This window comes from Mesorhizobium sp. P2_B5 (assembly GCF_056404775.1).
Map to the genome: position 1 here is coordinate 23,590 of NZ_JBFUDJ010000013.1, position 16,923 is coordinate 40,512.

13 protein-coding genes, 1 tRNA gene and 1 pseudogene are annotated in these 16,923 nt (G+C 61.0%); 4 read left to right on the forward strand and 11 right to left on the reverse strand.

What is annotated here, in order from left to right; all coding sequences use genetic code 11:
• Positions 1-18 precede the first annotated feature (18 nt).
• The 7 genes from AC1D1N_RS28170 to AC1D1N_RS28200 form a co-directional block, all read right to left on the reverse strand.
• Positions 19-1,329 (reverse strand): HlyD family type I secretion periplasmic adaptor subunit, encoded by a 1,311-nt coding sequence (locus AC1D1N_RS28170; RefSeq protein WP_477352453.1) that lies wholly within the window; start codon positions 1,327-1,329, stop codon positions 19-21.
• On the reverse strand, positions 1,326-3,062 hold the full coding sequence (locus tag AC1D1N_RS28175; RefSeq protein WP_477352455.1) for a type I secretion system permease/ATPase: 1,737 nt from the start codon (positions 3,060-3,062) through the stop codon (positions 1,326-1,328). The genes AC1D1N_RS28170 and AC1D1N_RS28175 overlap by 4 nt, the downstream gene beginning before the upstream one ends.
• A 34-nt stretch (positions 3,063-3,096) precedes the next feature.
• Positions 3,097-3,489: a hypothetical protein gene (locus AC1D1N_RS28180; RefSeq protein ID WP_477352457.1), complete on the reverse strand. Its 393-nt coding sequence runs from the start codon at positions 3,487-3,489 to the stop codon at positions 3,097-3,099.
• A 73-nt stretch (positions 3,490-3,562) separates the two neighbouring features.
• Positions 3,563-6,904, reverse strand: coding sequence for a M10 family metallopeptidase C-terminal domain-containing protein (locus tag AC1D1N_RS28185; protein WP_477352459.1), 3,342 nt, complete (start codon positions 6,902-6,904; stop codon positions 3,563-3,565).
• A gap of 342 nt (positions 6,905-7,246) precedes the next feature.
• A complete protein-coding gene (locus AC1D1N_RS28190) occupies positions 7,247-7,750 on the reverse strand; it encodes a hypothetical protein (protein ID WP_477352461.1) in 504 nt (167 codons plus the stop codon).
• Between the two features lie 277 nt (positions 7,751-8,027).
• Positions 8,028-8,324: a hypothetical protein gene (locus tag AC1D1N_RS28195; protein ID WP_477352463.1), complete on the reverse strand. Its 297-nt coding sequence runs from the start codon at positions 8,322-8,324 to the stop codon at positions 8,028-8,030.
• A gap of 95 nt (positions 8,325-8,419) precedes the next feature.
• The gene (locus tag AC1D1N_RS28200) at positions 8,420-9,049 is read right to left on the reverse strand and encodes a hypothetical protein (protein ID WP_477352465.1); all 630 of its coding nucleotides are present in this window, start codon (positions 9,047-9,049) and stop codon (positions 8,420-8,422) included.
• Positions 9,050-9,240: 191 nt separating this feature from the next.
• Here AC1D1N_RS28200 and AC1D1N_RS28205 point away from each other — a divergent pair, with 191 nt between their 5' ends.
• A complete protein-coding gene (locus AC1D1N_RS28205; RefSeq protein WP_477352467.1) occupies positions 9,241-10,389 on the forward strand; it encodes a hypothetical protein in 1,149 nt (382 codons plus the stop codon).
• A 199-nt stretch (positions 10,390-10,588) separates the two neighbouring features.
• On the opposite strand, the gene AC1D1N_RS28210 is transcribed toward AC1D1N_RS28205, so the two are convergent.
• Positions 10,589-11,119, reverse strand: a complete 531-nt coding sequence (locus AC1D1N_RS28210) for a J domain-containing protein (RefSeq protein ID WP_112563544.1) — start codon at positions 11,117-11,119, stop codon at positions 10,589-10,591.
• 321 nt (positions 11,120-11,440) lie between these two features.
• Positions 11,441-11,740, reverse strand: a pseudogene (locus tag AC1D1N_RS28215) (hypothetical protein); the annotation flags it as partial.
• A 354-nt stretch (positions 11,741-12,094) separates the two neighbouring features.
• On the opposite strand from AC1D1N_RS28215, the gene AC1D1N_RS28220 reads away from it, so the two are divergent.
• Positions 12,095-12,871: a DpnI domain-containing protein gene (locus AC1D1N_RS28220; protein WP_112563543.1), complete on the forward strand. Its 777-nt coding sequence runs from the start codon at positions 12,095-12,097 to the stop codon at positions 12,869-12,871.
• A 486-nt stretch (positions 12,872-13,357) separates the two neighbouring features.
• Here AC1D1N_RS28220 and AC1D1N_RS28225 read toward each other — a convergent pair.
• Both AC1D1N_RS28225 and AC1D1N_RS28230 read right to left on the reverse strand, forming a co-directional pair.
• Positions 13,358-13,431: transfer RNA gene (locus tag AC1D1N_RS28225), tRNA-Gln, on the reverse strand.
• A 135-nt stretch (positions 13,432-13,566) separates the two neighbouring features.
• On the reverse strand, positions 13,567-14,499 hold the full coding sequence (locus AC1D1N_RS28230; protein WP_477352470.1) for a lysylphosphatidylglycerol synthase domain-containing protein: 933 nt from the start codon (positions 14,497-14,499) through the stop codon (positions 13,567-13,569).
• 284 nt (positions 14,500-14,783) lie between these two features.
• On the opposite strand from AC1D1N_RS28230, the gene AC1D1N_RS28235 reads away from it, so the two are divergent.
• Both AC1D1N_RS28235 and AC1D1N_RS28240 read left to right on the forward strand, forming a co-directional pair.
• On the forward strand, positions 14,784-16,124 hold the full coding sequence (locus AC1D1N_RS28235) for a Ppx/GppA phosphatase family protein (RefSeq protein WP_477352471.1): 1,341 nt from the start codon (positions 14,784-14,786) through the stop codon (positions 16,122-16,124).
• A complete protein-coding gene (locus tag AC1D1N_RS28240) occupies positions 16,121-16,918 on the forward strand; it encodes an RlmE family RNA methyltransferase (protein WP_477352473.1) in 798 nt (265 codons plus the stop codon). Before AC1D1N_RS28235 ends, AC1D1N_RS28240 begins: the two co-directional genes overlap by 4 nt.
• The last annotated feature ends 5 nt before the right edge of the window (positions 16,919-16,923 follow it).

Consider the following 16,923-nt stretch of genomic DNA (forward strand, 5'->3'; position numbering starts at 1 on the left):
GCTCTCAAAAGTGCGGCTTCATTCTTCCCGGAAAGCTTTCTGGATCTGGTCCGACAGCGGCTTCACCAGATAGGAAAGCATCGTCCGGTCGCCCGTCGGGAAGAACACTTCGGCCGGCATGCCCGGCGCCAGCGCCAGCCCGCGCAGCTTGGCGACCTCGGTTTTCGGCAGCGTCACCCGCGCGACATAGAAGGCTGCTCCGGTGCGCTCCTCGGTGGTGAGATCCGCCGAAATCCGCGACAGCGTCCCGGTCAGTTCCGGCGTGGTTTGCCGATTGAAGGCCGACAGGCGCAAAATCGCATTCTGGCCCATCGTCACCTGGTCGATATCCTGCGGTGCAATATGCGCTTCAACGGTCAGGTCGTCCGTTACCGGTACGATCTGCATCACCTGTTCGCCGGGGGTGATGACCCCGCCGATCGTATGCACGGCCAACTGCAGCACCACGCCATCCTGCGGGCTGCGCAGATCGATGCGCTTCAGCTGGTCCTCGGCCGCTACCTTGCGTTCGACGAACTCGGAGATCTTTCCTTGCGTCTCGCGTAAATCGGTCGCGACCTCGCTGCGAAGATCCTGGTCGATCTGGATGATCTGCAGTTCGATCTCGGAGGCCTTGCCTTTCACCTGGGCTATTCCCGCGGTCAGCTGCCCATGCTCGCCTTCGAGCCGCACCGCGTCCCGTTCCAGCGACGTCATGCGCTCGATTCCTATCAGCTTGCGATGCCATAGGGACCGCACGCCTTCCAGCTCGATCTGGATCAGCTCGATCTCGCGGCGTTTGGCCTGCAGCTGCTCGGTCAGGCCGGCAGTCTCCTGCGTCAACTGGGCGATCCGTTCGCGCAATTGCGATCGCTGGCCAGATCGCGCCTGGCGCCGGAAATCGAACAGCGATTGTTCTCCGGCCATCGATGCGGCGACACCAGCCTCGTCGCGCCGCGATGTCAAAACCTCCGGGAAGCTGATCGTGTCCTTGCCGTCACGCTCTGCCTCCAGGCGCGCCAACCGTGCATAAAACTCATCCAGACCTTTTGAGACGATCGCCAGGTTGGCGCGCGTTGTCGTCTCATCCAGGCGCACCAGAATATCGCCCGCTTTGACCCGGTCGCCTTCACGCACCCTGATCTCGCCGACCACGCCGCCGGTCGGGTGCTGAACCTTCTTTACATTGGAATCGACCACCAGCCGGCCGGCTGCGATCACCGCACCCGACATTTTGGTCACTGCCGCCAGGCCGCCGACACCGCCGACGAGCAGCAGACAGGTAGCAACCCCAGCCACGAGATAGCGGTGGACCTGCCTATGATGCAAAGCGGCTCTGTCCTCGCTCATGCCGGGACGCCTCTCTCCGTGGCGGCAACGACCTTGAGCGGTGCTGCCGTTCGGAAAACCTTGTTCAGCACCTCATCCTTCGGACCGAAGGCCTGCACATGGCCATTGGCCATCACCAGCACCGTATCGACATTGGCCAGGACAGTGGATCGGTGCGCGACGACGATAACGATGCCACCGCGGTCCCTGATGCCCTGGATGGCGGCGGACAGGGCCACTTCACCGTCTGCATCGAGATTGGAATTAGGCTCGTCCAGGATGACCATGAACGGATCGCCATAGAGCGAGCGCGCAAGGGCGATACGCTGCCGTTGCCCCGCCGACAACGAGGCGCCTGCTTCGCCAACCCGTGTGTCGTAACCGTCGGCCAGATGCACGACGAGATCATGCACACCGGCGGCCCTGGCTGCCGCAAGCACCATGTCGGACGGCGCATCCGGGTCGAAGCGGGAGATGTTTTGCGCAATCGTTCCATCAAACAGCTGCACATCCTGCGGCAGATAGCCGATATGTTTGCCCAGCTCGTCGGTCGGCCACTGGTCAAGCGTGGCGCCGTCAAGCCGCACGGCGCCCCGCGCCGGTAGCCAGACACCCGCAAGCGCCCGCACCAGCGACGATTTACCGGAAGCGCTCGGGCCGATAACCCCCAGGCCCGATCCCTTGGCCAGTGAAAAATTGGCGTCCCACACCACCGGCGTCCGTTCGCCCGGCGGCGCGACGCTGACATTCTCAACCGCCAACCCGCTGACAGGCGCAGGCAGGGTCACGCCGGTCGCGCCTTCCGGCAGCGCGGACAACAGCTGCTTCAGGCGCGCCCAGCTTTGCCGCGCCGCAATGAAGCCCTTCCAATGCGCTATCGCCAGTTCGATCGGAGCCAGCGCTCTGCCCATCATGATCGAGCTTGCGATCATGATGCCGCCGGTCGCCTCTTGCTGGATGACCAGATAAGCGCCGATCGCCAGCATGGCGGATTGCAGCATCAATCGCAGGATCTTGGAAATCGTGCCAAGCGTTCCCGCAACATCGCTGGCTGCCGCATGGGCGTTCAGGTACTCGGCGTTGACGGCATGCCATCGCTCGGCGATACGCCCGCCAAAACCCATAGCCTGCATGGCCTCGGCATTGCGCCTTGTCGCCTCGGCCAATGTGCTGCGGACGGCTGCGTGCTGTCCGGCGATCCTTGTCGGGCCGCGGGTCCGGAATTCGGCCAGAAGCGTCAGTGCAAACAGGACGACGGCGCCGGCAAGCGCGGTAACGCCGATCCAGAAATGAAAAATGAAACAGATGCCGATATAGAGCGGCATCCATGGCAGGTCGAACAGCGCGGTCGGCCCGGGACTGCCGATAAAGGCGCGAACCTGATCCAGATCCCGCAAGGGCTGCAGTCCGTCACCGGAAGGCTTGGCGCGCAGCGGCAGGCGCATCAGCGCCGAATAGACCGACGGACTCAGCTTTGCGTCCAACCCCTGTCCCAGCCGCACCATGAGGCGAGAGCGGATCAGCTCCAGCACCCCCTGAAACACGAACAGTGTTCCCGCCAGCACCGCCAACCCGACCAGCGTCGGCACGCTGCGACCCGGAACGACCCGGTCATAGACTTGCAGCATGAAGAACGAGCCGGTCAGGGTCAGCACGTTGACCACCCCGCTCATCAGGACAATGCCCGAAAAAGCACGTCGAAACGACGCCAGAATTCCGACCAGCGTAAGCAGCGGCGACGGCGTCAGCTGCATGCAAGCTCGCAATCGGAATATGGCATCGCGTCCCTCAATACGTAACTGCCTTGAGCGTGACATGGACGGGCAAGCCCGCCTCGAACTGGGCGCTGCCCCGCGCCACCAGCCAGCCGTCCGCACGCTCCAGGCGCGCAACGACCTGCAGCGTTGGTGAAGCAGTCAAGCTTGCGGGCAGGGGCAAGGAAAATTCTATCGTCTTTGAGCCGCCCTCGCTTTTGAGGCTGGTTTTCGCGGCGCGACGTCGCGCACTGTCCTGAATGGCGGGGTCTTCGAGATAGATCTCCAGATGACCTTCCGGGATGACCTTGCCGCCCACGAAAGTGACTGAGCCGCGAATATCCGTCGATTGCGCAGCCGCTGCCCCGGTGGCCGCGGCGACAGCCGCAACTCCTGCGGCCATCAATAGTGTGCGGCGGTCGGTCATTGCGTCCTCTCCCTTTTCGCTGCGGCGACGCGCTTCAGGAGGGAAGCCTGAAAGCCCCCCTCCTGGTAACGCGTTAGATGACAATGAAGTCTGCAGCCGAAAGATCCAGATTTGTGTTCAGGTGCGCAAATTGAATGGCTGCTTCTTGTCCAGAACCATCGGCGTCGTAAGACAATATTCCATTGTCGGTATCGTAGATGATGCGGTCGTCGGCATCATGAGCAGCACCCGCTGCGCTCTTGTAGAATGAGCCCAGGGCGAGGGCGCCGTCGCCGCCAACGCTGGCAAAGATGAGGTTGTCCAGCAGGATCGTGTCGTCGGCGACCTTGAGGTCCTTGATCCAGTCAATATTGCCGTTCCCGAGTTCTGTCGAGAAGCGGAAATAGTCCTCGCCCGCGCCGCCGGTCAGCGTGTCGGCAGCCAGCCCGCCATCCAGCAGATCGTTGCCGCCGCCGCCGTTGAGCGTATCGGCGCCCGCAACGCCCGGCTGAGCTGGCGCCGGCGGGAATTCGACCGATACGTTCAGTTTATATGTCGAGCCCTCGGGCACGGATTCCACCCAGCCATCGCCGGGAGCCGATGCCGACCATTCGCCTTCCAAAATATAGTAGGTTCCGGTTTCCTGAACGATGAAGCTCGTGCTCGAATCCCGGCCGTTTGTGGAGCCGGGGTCGTCGCCGCCGTCGTCGTTCTGGGCGACGACATTGCCATCGCTGTCCAGCAGCCTGACGATGCTGTCATGGACATTGGGGTCGGCAATTCCATCGATGTCGATGGTGATGATCGTGCCGGCCGCCAGGTTGAGGCTATAATATCCGCCCAGGCCGTTTCCGGTGGCGTTGACGGTGGTGTGAAGCGTGGTCGTCGAATCGAAGATGTCGGGGTCGGCGGCCAGCGAGAAGTTGTTCGAGATGTCGAAGGCGGTCGAGAGCGAATTGTTCGTCGCCTCCGGTCCGAGCGTGGCGTAGCCGGTGCCCATGCCCGGGCGTGGCGGAGCATCGCCCTGATAGGCGAAATCGCCGAGCAGGGTGTCATCGCCGCCGCCGCCGTCGATCTTGTCGGCGCCGCCCTGGCCGGTCAGCACATTGGCCGAGCCGTCGCCCGTCAGCTGATCGTTGAAGCCCGAACCGGCCAGATTTTCGATCGAGATATAGGTGTCGCCGCCGGATTTGCCGCCACCCAGCTTGAGGCTGAGCCCGCCGGTCGCGTCGGCGTAGTCCGCCGTGTCGCTGCCGGCGCCGCCATTCAATGTGTCGGCGCCGCCACCGCCGGTCAGCGTGTCGTTGCCCGCGCCGCCGGAAAGTTTGTTGGCCTGGGCATTGCCGATGAGATGGTCGTCGAAGAATGAACCGACGGCATTTTCGAAACCGACGAGGATGTCGTGCCGGATAACGGTGCCGCGCCCGACGATCTGCACCGGGCCATCGCCGTCACCGCCGTTGGCCGTGCCATTGGCGAGGTCGATCGTCACACCCGAGGAACTGCCTTCGTAGACGACCGTATCGATACCGGCGCCGCCATCCAGATAGTCCTGGCCGGCGCCGCCGATGATCGTGTCGTTGCCGGCTTCACCGTACAGGATGTCGCCGTCATTGCCGCCATCCAGTATGTCGTTGCCGCCACCGCCGTTGAAATAGTCGCCGCCGCCCCGGCCCCAGAAATGATTTGCCGCCGACGTACCGATGAAACGGTCGATGCGGTCATCGGACCCGATCAGGTTCTCGATGCTGTAGAACGTATCGCCCGAGGCGGTTCCGCCGCTGGCCACGTTCGTGGCGAGGTTGACGAGCAGTTGGAAGGGGCTCTCCTTGCTGAAGTCGACCGTGTCGACGCCCGCGCCGCCCCTGAATATGTCGACGCCGTCCTGGCCGCTCAGCGTATCGTCGCCGGCGCCGCCGTCGAGAATATCGTTACCCTGGCCGCCGAGGATCGTATCGTTACCGCCGCCGCCATAGAGCGTGTCATTGCCGTCGTCGCTCTCGGTCTGGTCTTCAAGGTCGGCGACATCGATGGTGTTGTTGATGTCGCGGCTGGCGAGCGAGTCGCGGCCGCCGATGATGAGGTCATCGCCGCCCTGACCGAAGATCGTGTCGTTGCCGGCGCCGCCGTCGAGCGTATTATTCCCGTTGTCGCCGAAGATGACGCTGGTCATCGTGTTGTCGCCGATGATGGGAGGCGTCTCGCTGCCGCCATCTCCCGGTTGGAGTGTCGACTCGTCGGCGTAGATGATGTGTTCGACGTTGGCGATTTTCCGGATATTCAAGTTCCGGGACAGCAGAACGACAGTGTCATTCCCTCCATTGGCTTCCTCGCGCACGATGTCGTCGAGGGAGTCGACGAAATAGATGTCGTCGCCGCCATTGCCAGCCATGCGGTCGCCGCCGCCGCGGCCATCCAGCACGTTGTTTCCGTCATTGCCGATCAGGACGTCGTCATAGCTGCTGCCGATGCCGTTCTCGATGTAATAGTCGGTGCCATCGGCGTTGTGCCCGGCGAAGATCGAAACATTGTTGCTGTGGCCGTTGACGCTGGAGAACTGACCGGCGCGCAGGTCAAGGATCGTGCCTGCTGTCGAACCGGAGAAGTCGATCGTGTCGGTTCCGCCGGTGTCATGGATGACAAAACCGATATCGTGCTGCATGCCCGAGGAGGTCAGCCGGTAGCCATCCACAGTACTGCCGAAGCCGTAGACGTTGTCACCCGTGTTGAGGTCGATATGCTGATAAGTGCGCACCCCGTTCTCGTCGACGGTCGAGAAAAAGCGGCGGATGACCGCCTCGATGTCGGCCATCATCGGCGTTGATGCCGACCAGCGGGTGGGTTCACCGACATCGATCCCGTCGAAATAGGACATGACGCTGTATTGCTGACGGTCGTAGGTCCAGGTCGCGTTATTCAGATAGTTGATCTGGACGCCGCCGGGACCGCTGTAATTGTAGAGGCCGGGATGGTTCAGGCCGAACTCATGACCGAATTCATGGATGAAGGAATCGAACACATAGCCGCCAATATCCGTCTTGTTGTGCTCGGTGTCGTGGAAACGCTGACCTATGCTGACATAGCGGTCGTTGGAATAGGCGCTGCCGTCGTCCTCCTCGCCCAGTTCGGGGCTGACAACCTGCATCCAGTCGGTCGCGCTGTTGTAGGGTGCGTTGTCGACGATTTCGAACTTCAGAGGCGTGACACTGGCCCACATCTGCAAGGCGCCGATCGCGGCGGCCTTGTATTCGGGATGGTCATTGAGGTCAGAGACATTGATCCGTAGCGTGCCCGCCGCGATCGCCGGCGTCAGCGACCGGTCCAGCGCTCCAAGGTAGTCGAGGAAGGCGCCGTAATCTTCGCTTTTGCCATAGGGATTATCCGGCGTCTGGTCGTTGACCCACCATTGATCGCTGGCCTGGCTTGGGTTCGGCATCGTTGGGACTCCTTGTCTTACAACCGTGGCAATTACGGCTGTACGGTTTAGCTGTTGCCAACCACCGACAAGCATCGTTAGCGCTTGCCGGTCGAGCCCCGTCCCAGTGCCAACAATGCTATTGGAATCTTCGCTTGTCTACCCGCTATTCGCGCTCAATACATAAGAGATTATTGGCGCGCTTGTCTCTGCGGATTTTGAGATACTGGCTTGGCGTTGGTTAAGCTCGCGCTAATCTATGTTAGAACCTGCCCGACCTTAGCCAGCCTGCAAGGCCAAGGTGCTGGGACACTAGATGCCCGGCTGATGCCGGAAGCTGGCAGCAAAAAGCGCAGGCGTGCTTCAGGAACCCGTCCGCCGCGCAAAATGTTCATACGTCACGCGCCAGGGGTCGCTCTCCGCGCGTCTCTCCTCGCCGATCCAGTGAAAGCTGTCGGCGGTGATCTCGGTGAACCGCCATCGGGCCTGCAGACCGCGCGAGTCAGTGCCGATCTGGACAATATCCTTGCCCTCGGCCCGCCCGATCTGGCGCGAATAGTCCTGGTTGAGCGGATCGCTCCAGATGATATGCCAGCCACCGATCCCGGGGTCGAAGACGCGCAATGTTGTGCCACACATGGTGGACGGGGAAGGGCGCCTGGGCCTGATCCAGATGTCCTGAATGGCGCGGCCTTCCAGCACCCAGCCAAAGTGACATTCGCCGTCCATTTTCTGAACTGTGCCGTCGTTGCGGTGGTGGACCGTCTCCATGTCCCAGCTGCCAATCAACCATCCATAGAGCTCCATCTCTTTAGCCCGGTCGGCTGGAGGACCTTCAGATCCGAGAGCGGTGAGAAACGTCGTCATGATTGTCTCCAGGGCAAGCCGCTCCAAACGCTGGGCGCGCCACAACCATCGCAGCGTTGCGGATCCCTGGTCTTGGGAAAAATTGCTGTAATGCCGCGCCTGCCAGCCTTCCGCGTTCGCGCCATTTCAGATCCATGCGCCAGTGCTAATGTAGTGTCGGCGGGTACCCAATGCCCGCCTGGCCGGCGCCTCCTCAGGCAATCTCTTGGATGAGCGGCGCCGGCCGCCGGCTTGGGCGGCGACCAAATTCCTGCGGCAGGAAAATCAAGCTAGGCTCTTATTGCTGGGCAGTTTTGACAGGCATTCCGATATCGGTCTGTATCCCCAGAACGTCCGCTGCCCAATCGCGCAGTTCGGGAGAGGCATCACCGGATTTCATGATCGACACGGCCAGCGCCGCCATGTCTGCGGGTGGCTTGTTGTGCGAAGTCATATAGGTGAAATAGCCGGCCATGATGGCGCATCCCACCGAAATGACCGGCGGGACGATTTGGAGTGTCGCCATGGCTATTGCGCGCCAGCGGCCGGATCGGCTGGGTGCTGGAACCTCATCCTCATCCACAAGGTCGACCATTCTGCTCTGTCCAAAAGCCGGGAGAACACAATCCGTAAGGATCGTCTACATTAGTTAAAATGCGGATAAATCTTTATAGGGACACTGCCGCTGCCCTAGTCGGTCCCTTGCGGCGCTTCATCTTCCCAGCCGGCCAGCTCCGGCAGGTCGTCAAGCCAGCTCTTCTCTGTCATCGAGGTTTCGCCGGCCTGTGGTGCCGCCTCTGTGGCGTTTCGGATGAGCCAGTCCATCCACTTGCGATAGGCGGGTGGGGTCAACTCGGGCGGCAGCACCTTGGCCTTGGCCAGCATGCGTTTGCGGAAACTGACTTGCCTGCGCAATTTGGTCGTCGTGAACTTGATCGCCTTGCCCTGGTATTCCACCGTCCAGCGTCCATCGCCGTGGCTGGTGAGCCGGTCGATGGCGAAACCGGCATCGACCGGCCTGTCGCGCCAGGGAAGCTCGATGGCATTCCTCCGGAGATCAAGTGCCCATCGCCTGTAGTCGGCGCCGCCACGCTGCGGCGGCAGCACACCGGCCTGTTCGAGGATTTTCCTGCGGAAGGTCGGCTGCTTCTTGATCTGGCCTGTGGTCAGTTCGACGCGATGCCCACGCAATTCGACGTGCCAGCGGATCCTGCCATTGCCGACATACTTCACCAGCCTGTCGATGACGAACTCGTCATCGGAAAGCGTCACGCAGCCTTGGCGGATGCTTTCGAGAATGAACTGGCTATCGGTGGGCATGACGCGGCCTTGTTCAGGAACCTTTGACGAAGCTTAGCCAGTAGCACAAACCAGCCGTCATCAATCTTTTTCGCTCCGGGAATCTCGCCCCGAGCAGCCGGTTTGCGGCTGCTCGTTCTGTGACACACCTCATTGACGCAGAGTTTCGCCCGGTGCTGTAATCGGGCACGAACAGCCTTGATCGCGATCCCATGAACGACACCAGCGCGAACAGCAAAGAGGTCGACGCCACCGCGACGCGGGCCTTCGGCATCGAAAAATATCTGTTCAATAAGATCCCCTGGGCGCTGGGTTTCATGGCTCTTGCCATCCTGGTCCTGTTTCTCGCACGCGGCGGCAACAGCAGCGACGACAACGGGGCGAGGGTGGTCGCATTGTTGATCATCTTTGCCAGCCTCGCCTACATCGGCTTCGCCTTTCATCGTCGCAACAGCCCGCCAAAGCCGATGCTCGAGCTGTCTCCAGCCGGCATCCTGTTCCGTATCGCGAAGAACAAGGAACTCCACATTCCGTGGAGCGAGATCCACCGTCTCGAACTGATCGACATCAGGGGGGCGAAGGGTCATATCTTCCGCGACGTGACGGCCGCGCTTGTGTCGCGGAAATTTTTCGACGCCAACAATCCGGTCAAATCGTGGTGGGGGCGGGGTCCCGGATGGAACGTCCACTTCGTTCCCAGGGACGAGATGGTGCAAGTCGCCTTCCACCACGACCTGCTGACCGTACCCGCCGATGAGTTGTGGCAGGAAATGGAGACGCGCTGGCGCCTATTCAGCGGCAACCCGTCCGCGCCGCTGCTGGCGACGCCGCGCGTGGTCAGGGAGCGCGGCTGGATTTTCGGCTGGAAGCCGACACGGTGGCAGCAGCGCGCCGGTGCCGCCATGCTGGCCGTCGCGGCCGTGGCCATGATCTATTTCTGGCAATATCTGCACGCCTGGATCACCTTTCCCGATTTCAACGGGGATACCGGCACGTATTATCTGAGCCAGGCATTCGACCAGACCGGCGTTTATGCGCGCCTCCCCGGCAAGGGCTTGGTTGTCCTGCGCCGTAGCGATTTTTCCGGGATCGGCGTGACGCGCTGCCGCAGCGATGTCGAGCGCGATGCGGCCCGCAGCGGGCTGACGCCAGCCTACACCGCGTTCGCCATCTGCTCGACGGACATGCCGCACGTGTCAGGCGTAGCGGTTCGAGCCATCTTCAAGCTCGCCGGGCGGACGTTCACTTCGAAGGACTGGCAGGACAAGCCGGTCGAATACAGGGCGATCTCGCCGGTGGAAATGAGCGTCGAGGAGGCCAACGCCAGGCTTTGCGAGCTCGGCGTCTGCGCGGACGCTTGAGCGCCGCAAAACGCGCTGGCGTTAGGGTTTTGACCGCTGGACCTCCCAGTAGCCTAGGGCGTTTCACCGTTTAACGAAAACGGCGAAACGCTCTATCTCCTTGTTTTGACGCAATTCCCAAGGGAAAGCGCTATGCGCTTTTCCCGGGAAAACCGCTCACACTTTTCCTGGAATTGCTTCAGGTCAACGGTTCAATGTTCTACGATCCCAGGAGCCGAATGCTGGTATCGCGACGCAGTTCGGAATCGGCGCGGTCGACGCCTTCAACCGTGATCGCGATTGTCCCGTTCTCAATTCTTGCGATCCATCCCTTCGCCTTCATGTACCAGAGATGGAACTCGAGATGCTCTCGCGGACATCCCAATAGCCGTTCGATTTCGACGTCGCCAATGCCGGGGTTGCTGACATCCTGGCGGCGCTTCACATAGAGCAGAGAAAGCAGTTTGTTCTGGACCACAGCGTCCTTCTCGACGCCTTTGGGGTCGCTTGCTTCCTCGGCCAATTGAAGGCGCAGACCGGCATGCTCTCGATAGGAGACGTCGTATTGGGCGCGCTTGACCGGATCTTTCAGGACGTTGTGTGCTTCCACTATTTCACTGAAGCGGGCTTCATTTCCGGTTTGCTGATTGTCGGGATGATAGCGCATCGCAAAATAGCGAAATATTCGCTCAAGAGTCTCCGAGTTGGCGTTAGGGCTGATCTCCAAGAGTTCGTAGTAATCGACGAACAATGCGCTGCTCCCTCAAACATCGCCTCCGAAAAGCCGAGAGCCTGGGCCGCCTTGTCTGTTGCGATCCAGGCCCTCAGCCGTCGGCTTCTCAGCGATGTTGCGCTTGCTTGAGCCCAGTCACAAGCCGGACTTTGGTCCCGACCCAATGCCTATGCCGGCAAAGCAACAAACGCGCTCGCCTTGTCCTAAGTATCAGCGGCAGGCGACCAAACCGGCCCGGTGGTGTTTCATTGGATAAACGCCGCCTTCTTGGCGGTGATTTTTTCTATCGATTTCAACAGCGGCCTATGGACGTCACGAAGCGTGGTCCGCTATCGCAACGCCGTGGCTGGCTAGCTTGTCGACGGAAAAACCGGCATAAACAGGCCTGTCCCGCCAGGGAAGCTCGATGGCGTTCCTGCTCAGATCGAGTGCCCATCCCCGGTAGTCGGCCCCGGCACGCTGGGGCGGCAGCACACCAGCCTGTTCGAGGATTTTCCTACGGAAGGTAGGCTGCTTCTTGATCTGCCCTGTCGTCAACTCGACGCGATGCCCACGGAATTCGACATGCCATCGGACCCTCCGGTTGCCGAAATACTTCACCAGCCTGTCGATGACGAACTCGTCATCGGAAAGCGTCACGCATCCCTGCTTGATCCTTTCGAAAATGAACCCAGGGGTCAGTGATCATCAGGCGGAGAGCTTAGCCATTGGAACGCACCAGCCAGTTGGACATGCTCGAAGCAACGCTTCGTCGATCTCGGCGGTAGTAAGGGCGCTCGCGAGCGCGCTCTCAATAGCGCTGCAGCTAGTGGCCAGCTAGATTTACTACGGGGATTGAACGCTTGTTTATCTTTGAGCGACTCGACAAAATGTAGATATCGTCCATGGAGACAAAGGCAGACGGTCTTCCCCAACCAAGAAATTCTTGATCGTCAGTTGCTAAATTGTAAGTTAAAGCTCTGGGCAACCACTAACATATGGTTTTAATCGCGAATGAAATTTGGCTTCGAAGAGACACAAGTAAAATATGACAGCGGGTCACAACAAGCCAGAATTTGGACCGAGCAGTGGGCTTCCCAATGGATTTATTGTCCTAATTGTGGGAACTCCAGTCTAGAAAGGTTCCCCGCCAATTTGCCTGTTGCTGACTTTTTCTGCCGCATTTGCAGTGATCAATTTGAACTGAAAAGCCAAAAGAAGGCATTTGGCGCTAAGGTTGCGGACGGAGCCTATTTTACTAAAATCGACAGATTGGCATCTGCGACCAACCCGAATTTGATATTGCTAAATTATGATCTGACGCAAAAGGCAGTAAGGCATGTTTGCGTTGTCCCAAAGCATTTCTTCGTACCAGACATCATCGAGAAGAGGAGCCCCCTGGCGTCGACAGCGAGGAGAGCGGGTTGGGTCGGCTCTAATATTTTGCTCAACCGCATTCCGGACGCGGGCCGAATATTTGTGGTTAGGAACAGCATCCCGATCCCCAAAGACGACGTCGTCGCTAAATGGCAGCACACCCTTTTTTTGCGTGAGGAAAAGGCAGATGCTCGCGGTTGGCTAATTGAAATAATGAGATGTGTAGATATGATCGGCGCGACTGATTTCGATATCGAGCAAATCTACGCGTTCGAAAGGAAACTGAGCGCTCTGTACCCGAACAACAGAAATGTGAGACCAAAAATTCGTCAGCAATTGCAGGTCCTCAGAGACAACGGATATATCGAGTTTCTGGCCCGCGGCCAATATCGTTTGAGGAAAGAGAACTGTTGAAGGCCGAGCAGAGGGACATGTTTAAATGTCTTGGTACGCAAACCATTATAAATGCTATAGCTGCGGCGAACATTGGGTCGATGAATGGTCATGCATGTGCGATGACGACTGTGCAAATTGCGGCGCTCGTCATGCTGCGCCAATTGAAAGTGAAGACCTCACGTGGCTCATCTTACCCGATGCGACCGCTTTTGTCGTATTAAGGTCCCCAGATAGTGCAGAAGATCGCCCCGATTACGAGGAGATCGGGCGCTTCGCCAGCAACACGCAAGCGAAGCAATTTCTCGAGACTGTAGTGAACTAAGGCGTCGTTCGCGAATAACGACATTGAATGTTGGTATTGGTTGATTGCGCGCCTTCGATCCTGCGTCGGTGATCGTGACCCGGCGGTGAGATGGCCCGGGTGATGCCCCATGAAACGCCGTGGATCGCCCAAAATCCCATTCAAAAATGTTTGAGGAAAAGGCGAAAGGCTTATGACGTCGTTGGCTGGGGAACCTGGATTCGAACCAGGACTAACGGAGTCAGAGTCCGTGGGTCTACCGTTAACCTATTCCCCAGCAGGCGCTGCCGCGCTGGTGGGCCGCTGAAGCAGCCGCGCGTGCCTTGTAGCCGCCGCCGGAAAATAGTCAAGCCTGCGTTGCGTTTCAATCGCGGGCTTTTGGTTTGTTCCGTTGATGCGCACGGGCAGGGCGCTACGTCTCGCCTCGGCTGTATTGCGAATGCTCGAAGAACAGCACCACGCCAAGCGCGATCAGCAGCGGGATGATCAGGTAGAACAGGCGGAACACCAACAGCGCGGCCAGCACGCCGACCGGGTCCATCTGCGACAGGCCGGCGAGGAACACGACCTCGAACACGCCGAGCCCGCCCGGCGCGTGCGAGATCTGCGCCACCGAGAACGACACCAGGAACACGCCGAGGATGACGAAATAGCCGGGATTGCCGGCCACGGGCAGGGCAAAGAAGATGATTGCCGCCGCCGCCAGCAGCTCGATCGGGCCGATCAGCAATTGCCGCGCCACGATCGGCAGCGCCGGGTAATGCAGCTGGAAGCCGGCGATTTTCAACGGCTTCAGGTGCAGCCAGCTGCCGAAGATGTAGGCGCCGACCAGAATGAGCAAAGCGATGCCGGCGGCGATCGCCAGCCCGCGGTGGGGTGCGCCGGAAAAGCGGCCGATGATTGCAGGCTCGAACACCAGCACCAGGCCGCCGACCAGCAGGCTGGAAAGCACGAATGTGATCCAGCAGATCGCCACCAATATGCCGACATCCTGGCCGGTCAGTCCCCTGGTGCCATAGGCGCGGTAGCGGATCACCGCGCCCGATAACACCGAGCCGCCAATATTGTGCGACAGCGCGTAGGTGGTGAAGGAGCAGAAGGTGACAAACAGCCACGACACTTTCTTGCCGATATGCAAGAGCGCGATGTGGTCGTAGCCGGCAAGCGAGGCGTAGGCGACCACCGAACTCAGCGCCGCCAGCACCCAGCCGCGGGTGGGGATGGCGACGATGCCGTCCCAGACATCGTCGAGCGAGATGCCGCGCAGCTCATGCCACAGCAACAGCAGCGAGAAGATCACCGCTGCAATGCCGATGACCGGCCACAGATAGCGCCTCCAGTTCATGGAGTTCTCGTCATGCGTTGCTGCCCATCGCCCAGGCGGGCGTGAAAAAATCCGCGATTCACCAATATTGCCCTCATTTCAGAAATGCCTCATTGAAGCCGGCTATTCAACCGGACAGGCCCGCTATTCAACGCCGCAGGCATTGCCGCTGCATGATGCCGGCAAAATTTGCCCCGCTGCTCTTGGTGATCGGGTCCCGCACTGCTACTCTGGCGGCAACTTAAAACATTTAGGTGCCTGCTGCGTCCGGTTTCCCGGTTCGCGCGGCGCCGGAAGGACCCGAAGTGGAAGACCACGACACCGGCGCAGGCGCGCCGGAAGTGGGCGTGTCCAGGGCTTCGCCGCTGTCAGGCGGGCCAAGCCCATCCGCCGGACGGCCCCGCCATGCGGGGCCCCAGTCCGGTGACGGACAGGCCGGCGACGCCCAGCCTCAGCGAGGCAAAGCGAGAAAGCGGCGCAAGCGCCGGCGCGGACGCAAGGTTTTTGCACGCGATGAGCTCGCTACGGCCGCGCATCTCGTCGCGGCCGGCCCGCCGGCCGTCAGCATCGCGCCAAGCCCCATGGCCGCGCCTCCGGCTCCGCAGCCCAGGCCCGAACAGCCCATACAGCGGCCGCCGATGCAGGAATTGCCGGTGTTTGCCGCGCTCGATCTCGGCACCAACAATTGCCGGCTTTTGGTCGCGGTGCCGCAGCGTCATGGCCAGTTCCGCGTCATCGACGCGTTCTCGCGCATCGTCAGGCTGGGCGAGGGGCTGACCGCCAACGGGCACCTGAGCCAGGCGGCGATGGACCGCGCCGTCGAGGCGCTGAAAATCTGCGGCGATAAATTACGCAACCGCAAGATCAAGAAGGCGCGGCTGATCGCCACCGAAGCCTGCCGCACCGCCGACAATGGCGTCGAATTCCTGCAGCGTGTCGAGCGCGAGGCCGGTCTGAAACTCGAGATCATCGACCGCCAGACCGAGGCCCGCCTTGCGGTGTCGGGCTGCGGCTCGCTGGTCGAGCGCGACACGCAAGGCGTGGTGCTGTTCGACATTGGCGGCGGCTCGTCCGAAATCGCGCTGATCGACCTCACCGGCCAGCGCTCGCCGCGGCTTGCCAACCACATCGTGTCGTGGACCTCGCTGCCGGTCGGCGTCGTCTCGCTCGCCGAGCGTTTTGGCGGCCGCACGGTAACGCGCCAAATCTTTGCCGCCATGGTCGAGGATGTCGCCGTGCGGCTGAGGTCCTTCGACGGCCGCGACCGGCTGAGCCATGTGCTTGCCAGCCCGAAATTCCATTTGCTCGGCACATCCGGAACGGTGACAACGCTGGCCGGGGTCCATCTCGACCTCGAACGCTATGACCGCCGCCGGGTCGACGGGTTGTGGATGGACCGTGACAGCGTCGACCGCATGGTCGAAAAGCTGGTCGGCTGGGATTTCCAGCAGCGCTGCGCCAACCCTTGCATCGGCGCCGACCGCGCCGATCTGGTGCTGGCCGGCTGTGCTATCCTCGAAGCCATCCGCGCGGTGTGGCCGTCGGAGCGGCTGCGCGTCGCCGACCGTGGTCTGCGCGAAGGCATTTTGAGCGAGTTGATGGCCGATGACGGCGTCTGGCGCAACAGTGGGCGTGGCCGACAGTGACTAAGAAACCGGAAAAACCAGGTTCTGCCAGCATCCGCGTGTTGAAGACGCGGATCAAGAAAAAGAGCGGCCTGAAGGAATCGTCGCGCCGCTGGCTGCAGCGCCACATCAACGACCCCTATGTCCAGCGCTCCAAGGCCGACGGCTACCGCTCGCGCGCGGCCTACAAGCTGATCGAGATCGACGACAAGCATCATCTCTTGAAGCCCGGCATGAAGGTCATCGACCTCGGGGCTGCGCCCGGCGGCTGGTGCCAGGTGGCGGCCGCGAGGACGAAATCGACGGCGGAGAATCCGCACGTCATCGGCATCGACTATCTCGAAATGGATGCCGTGCCCGGCGCTCCAGTGCTGCTCATGGATTTCCTCGACCCCGAAGCGCCGCAAAAGCTCGCCGAAGCGCTGGGCGGCGACCCTGATGTCGTGCTGTCCGACATGGCGGCGCCGACCACCGGCCACAAGCGAACCGACCATATCCGCACCATGCATCTGTGCGAGGTCGCCGCCGATTTCGCGCTGTCGGTGCTGAAGCCGGGCGGGCATTTTCTGGCCAAGACCTTCCAGGGCGGCGCCGAGAATGAGCTGCTCTCCATGCTCAAGAAGAACTTTCGCTCGGTCCACCACGTGAAGCCGCCGGCGTCGCGCGATGAGTCGGTGGAGCTGTATCTGCTGGCGAAGGATTTCAAAGGGCGAGAGGCCGGTCCACCGTCAGGTGGATCGGAACGTCCAGTGGACGTTCCGAAGGGCTCGAGCGCCCGGAGCCACGGCGGAGGGCCGGGGGACGCCGAGGCCTGATAGGC

Bases quoted from the DNA above. Each gene is read 5' to 3' on its own strand.
- AC1D1N_RS28170 (WP_477352453.1), bottom strand. From the start codon at position 1,329: ATGAGCGAGGACAGAGCCGCTTTGCATCATAGGCAGGTCCACCGCTAT.
- AC1D1N_RS28175 (WP_477352455.1), bottom strand. From the start codon at position 3,062: ATGCAGCTGACGCCGTCGCCGCTGCTTACGCTGGTCGGAATTCTGGCG.
- AC1D1N_RS28180 (WP_477352457.1), bottom strand. From the start codon at position 3,489: ATGACCGACCGCCGCACACTATTGATGGCCGCAGGAGTTGCGGCTGTC.
- AC1D1N_RS28185 (WP_477352459.1), bottom strand. From the start codon at position 6,904: ATGCCGAACCCAAGCCAGGCCAGCGATCAATGGTGGGTCAACGACCAG.
- AC1D1N_RS28190 (WP_477352461.1), bottom strand. From the start codon at position 7,750: ATGACGACGTTTCTCACCGCTCTCGGATCTGAAGGTCCTCCAGCCGAC.
- AC1D1N_RS28195 (WP_477352463.1), bottom strand. From the start codon at position 8,324: ATGGTCGACCTTGTGGATGAGGATGAGGTTCCAGCACCCAGCCGATCC.
- AC1D1N_RS28200 (WP_477352465.1), bottom strand. From the start codon at position 9,049: ATGCCCACCGATAGCCAGTTCATTCTCGAAAGCATCCGCCAAGGCTGC.
- AC1D1N_RS28205 (WP_477352467.1), top strand. From the start codon at position 9,241: ATGAACGACACCAGCGCGAACAGCAAAGAGGTCGACGCCACCGCGACG.
- AC1D1N_RS28220 (WP_112563543.1), top strand. From the start codon at position 12,095: ATGAAATTTGGCTTCGAAGAGACACAAGTAAAATATGACAGCGGGTCA.
- AC1D1N_RS28230 (WP_477352470.1), bottom strand. From the start codon at position 14,499: ATGAACTGGAGGCGCTATCTGTGGCCGGTCATCGGCATTGCAGCGGTG.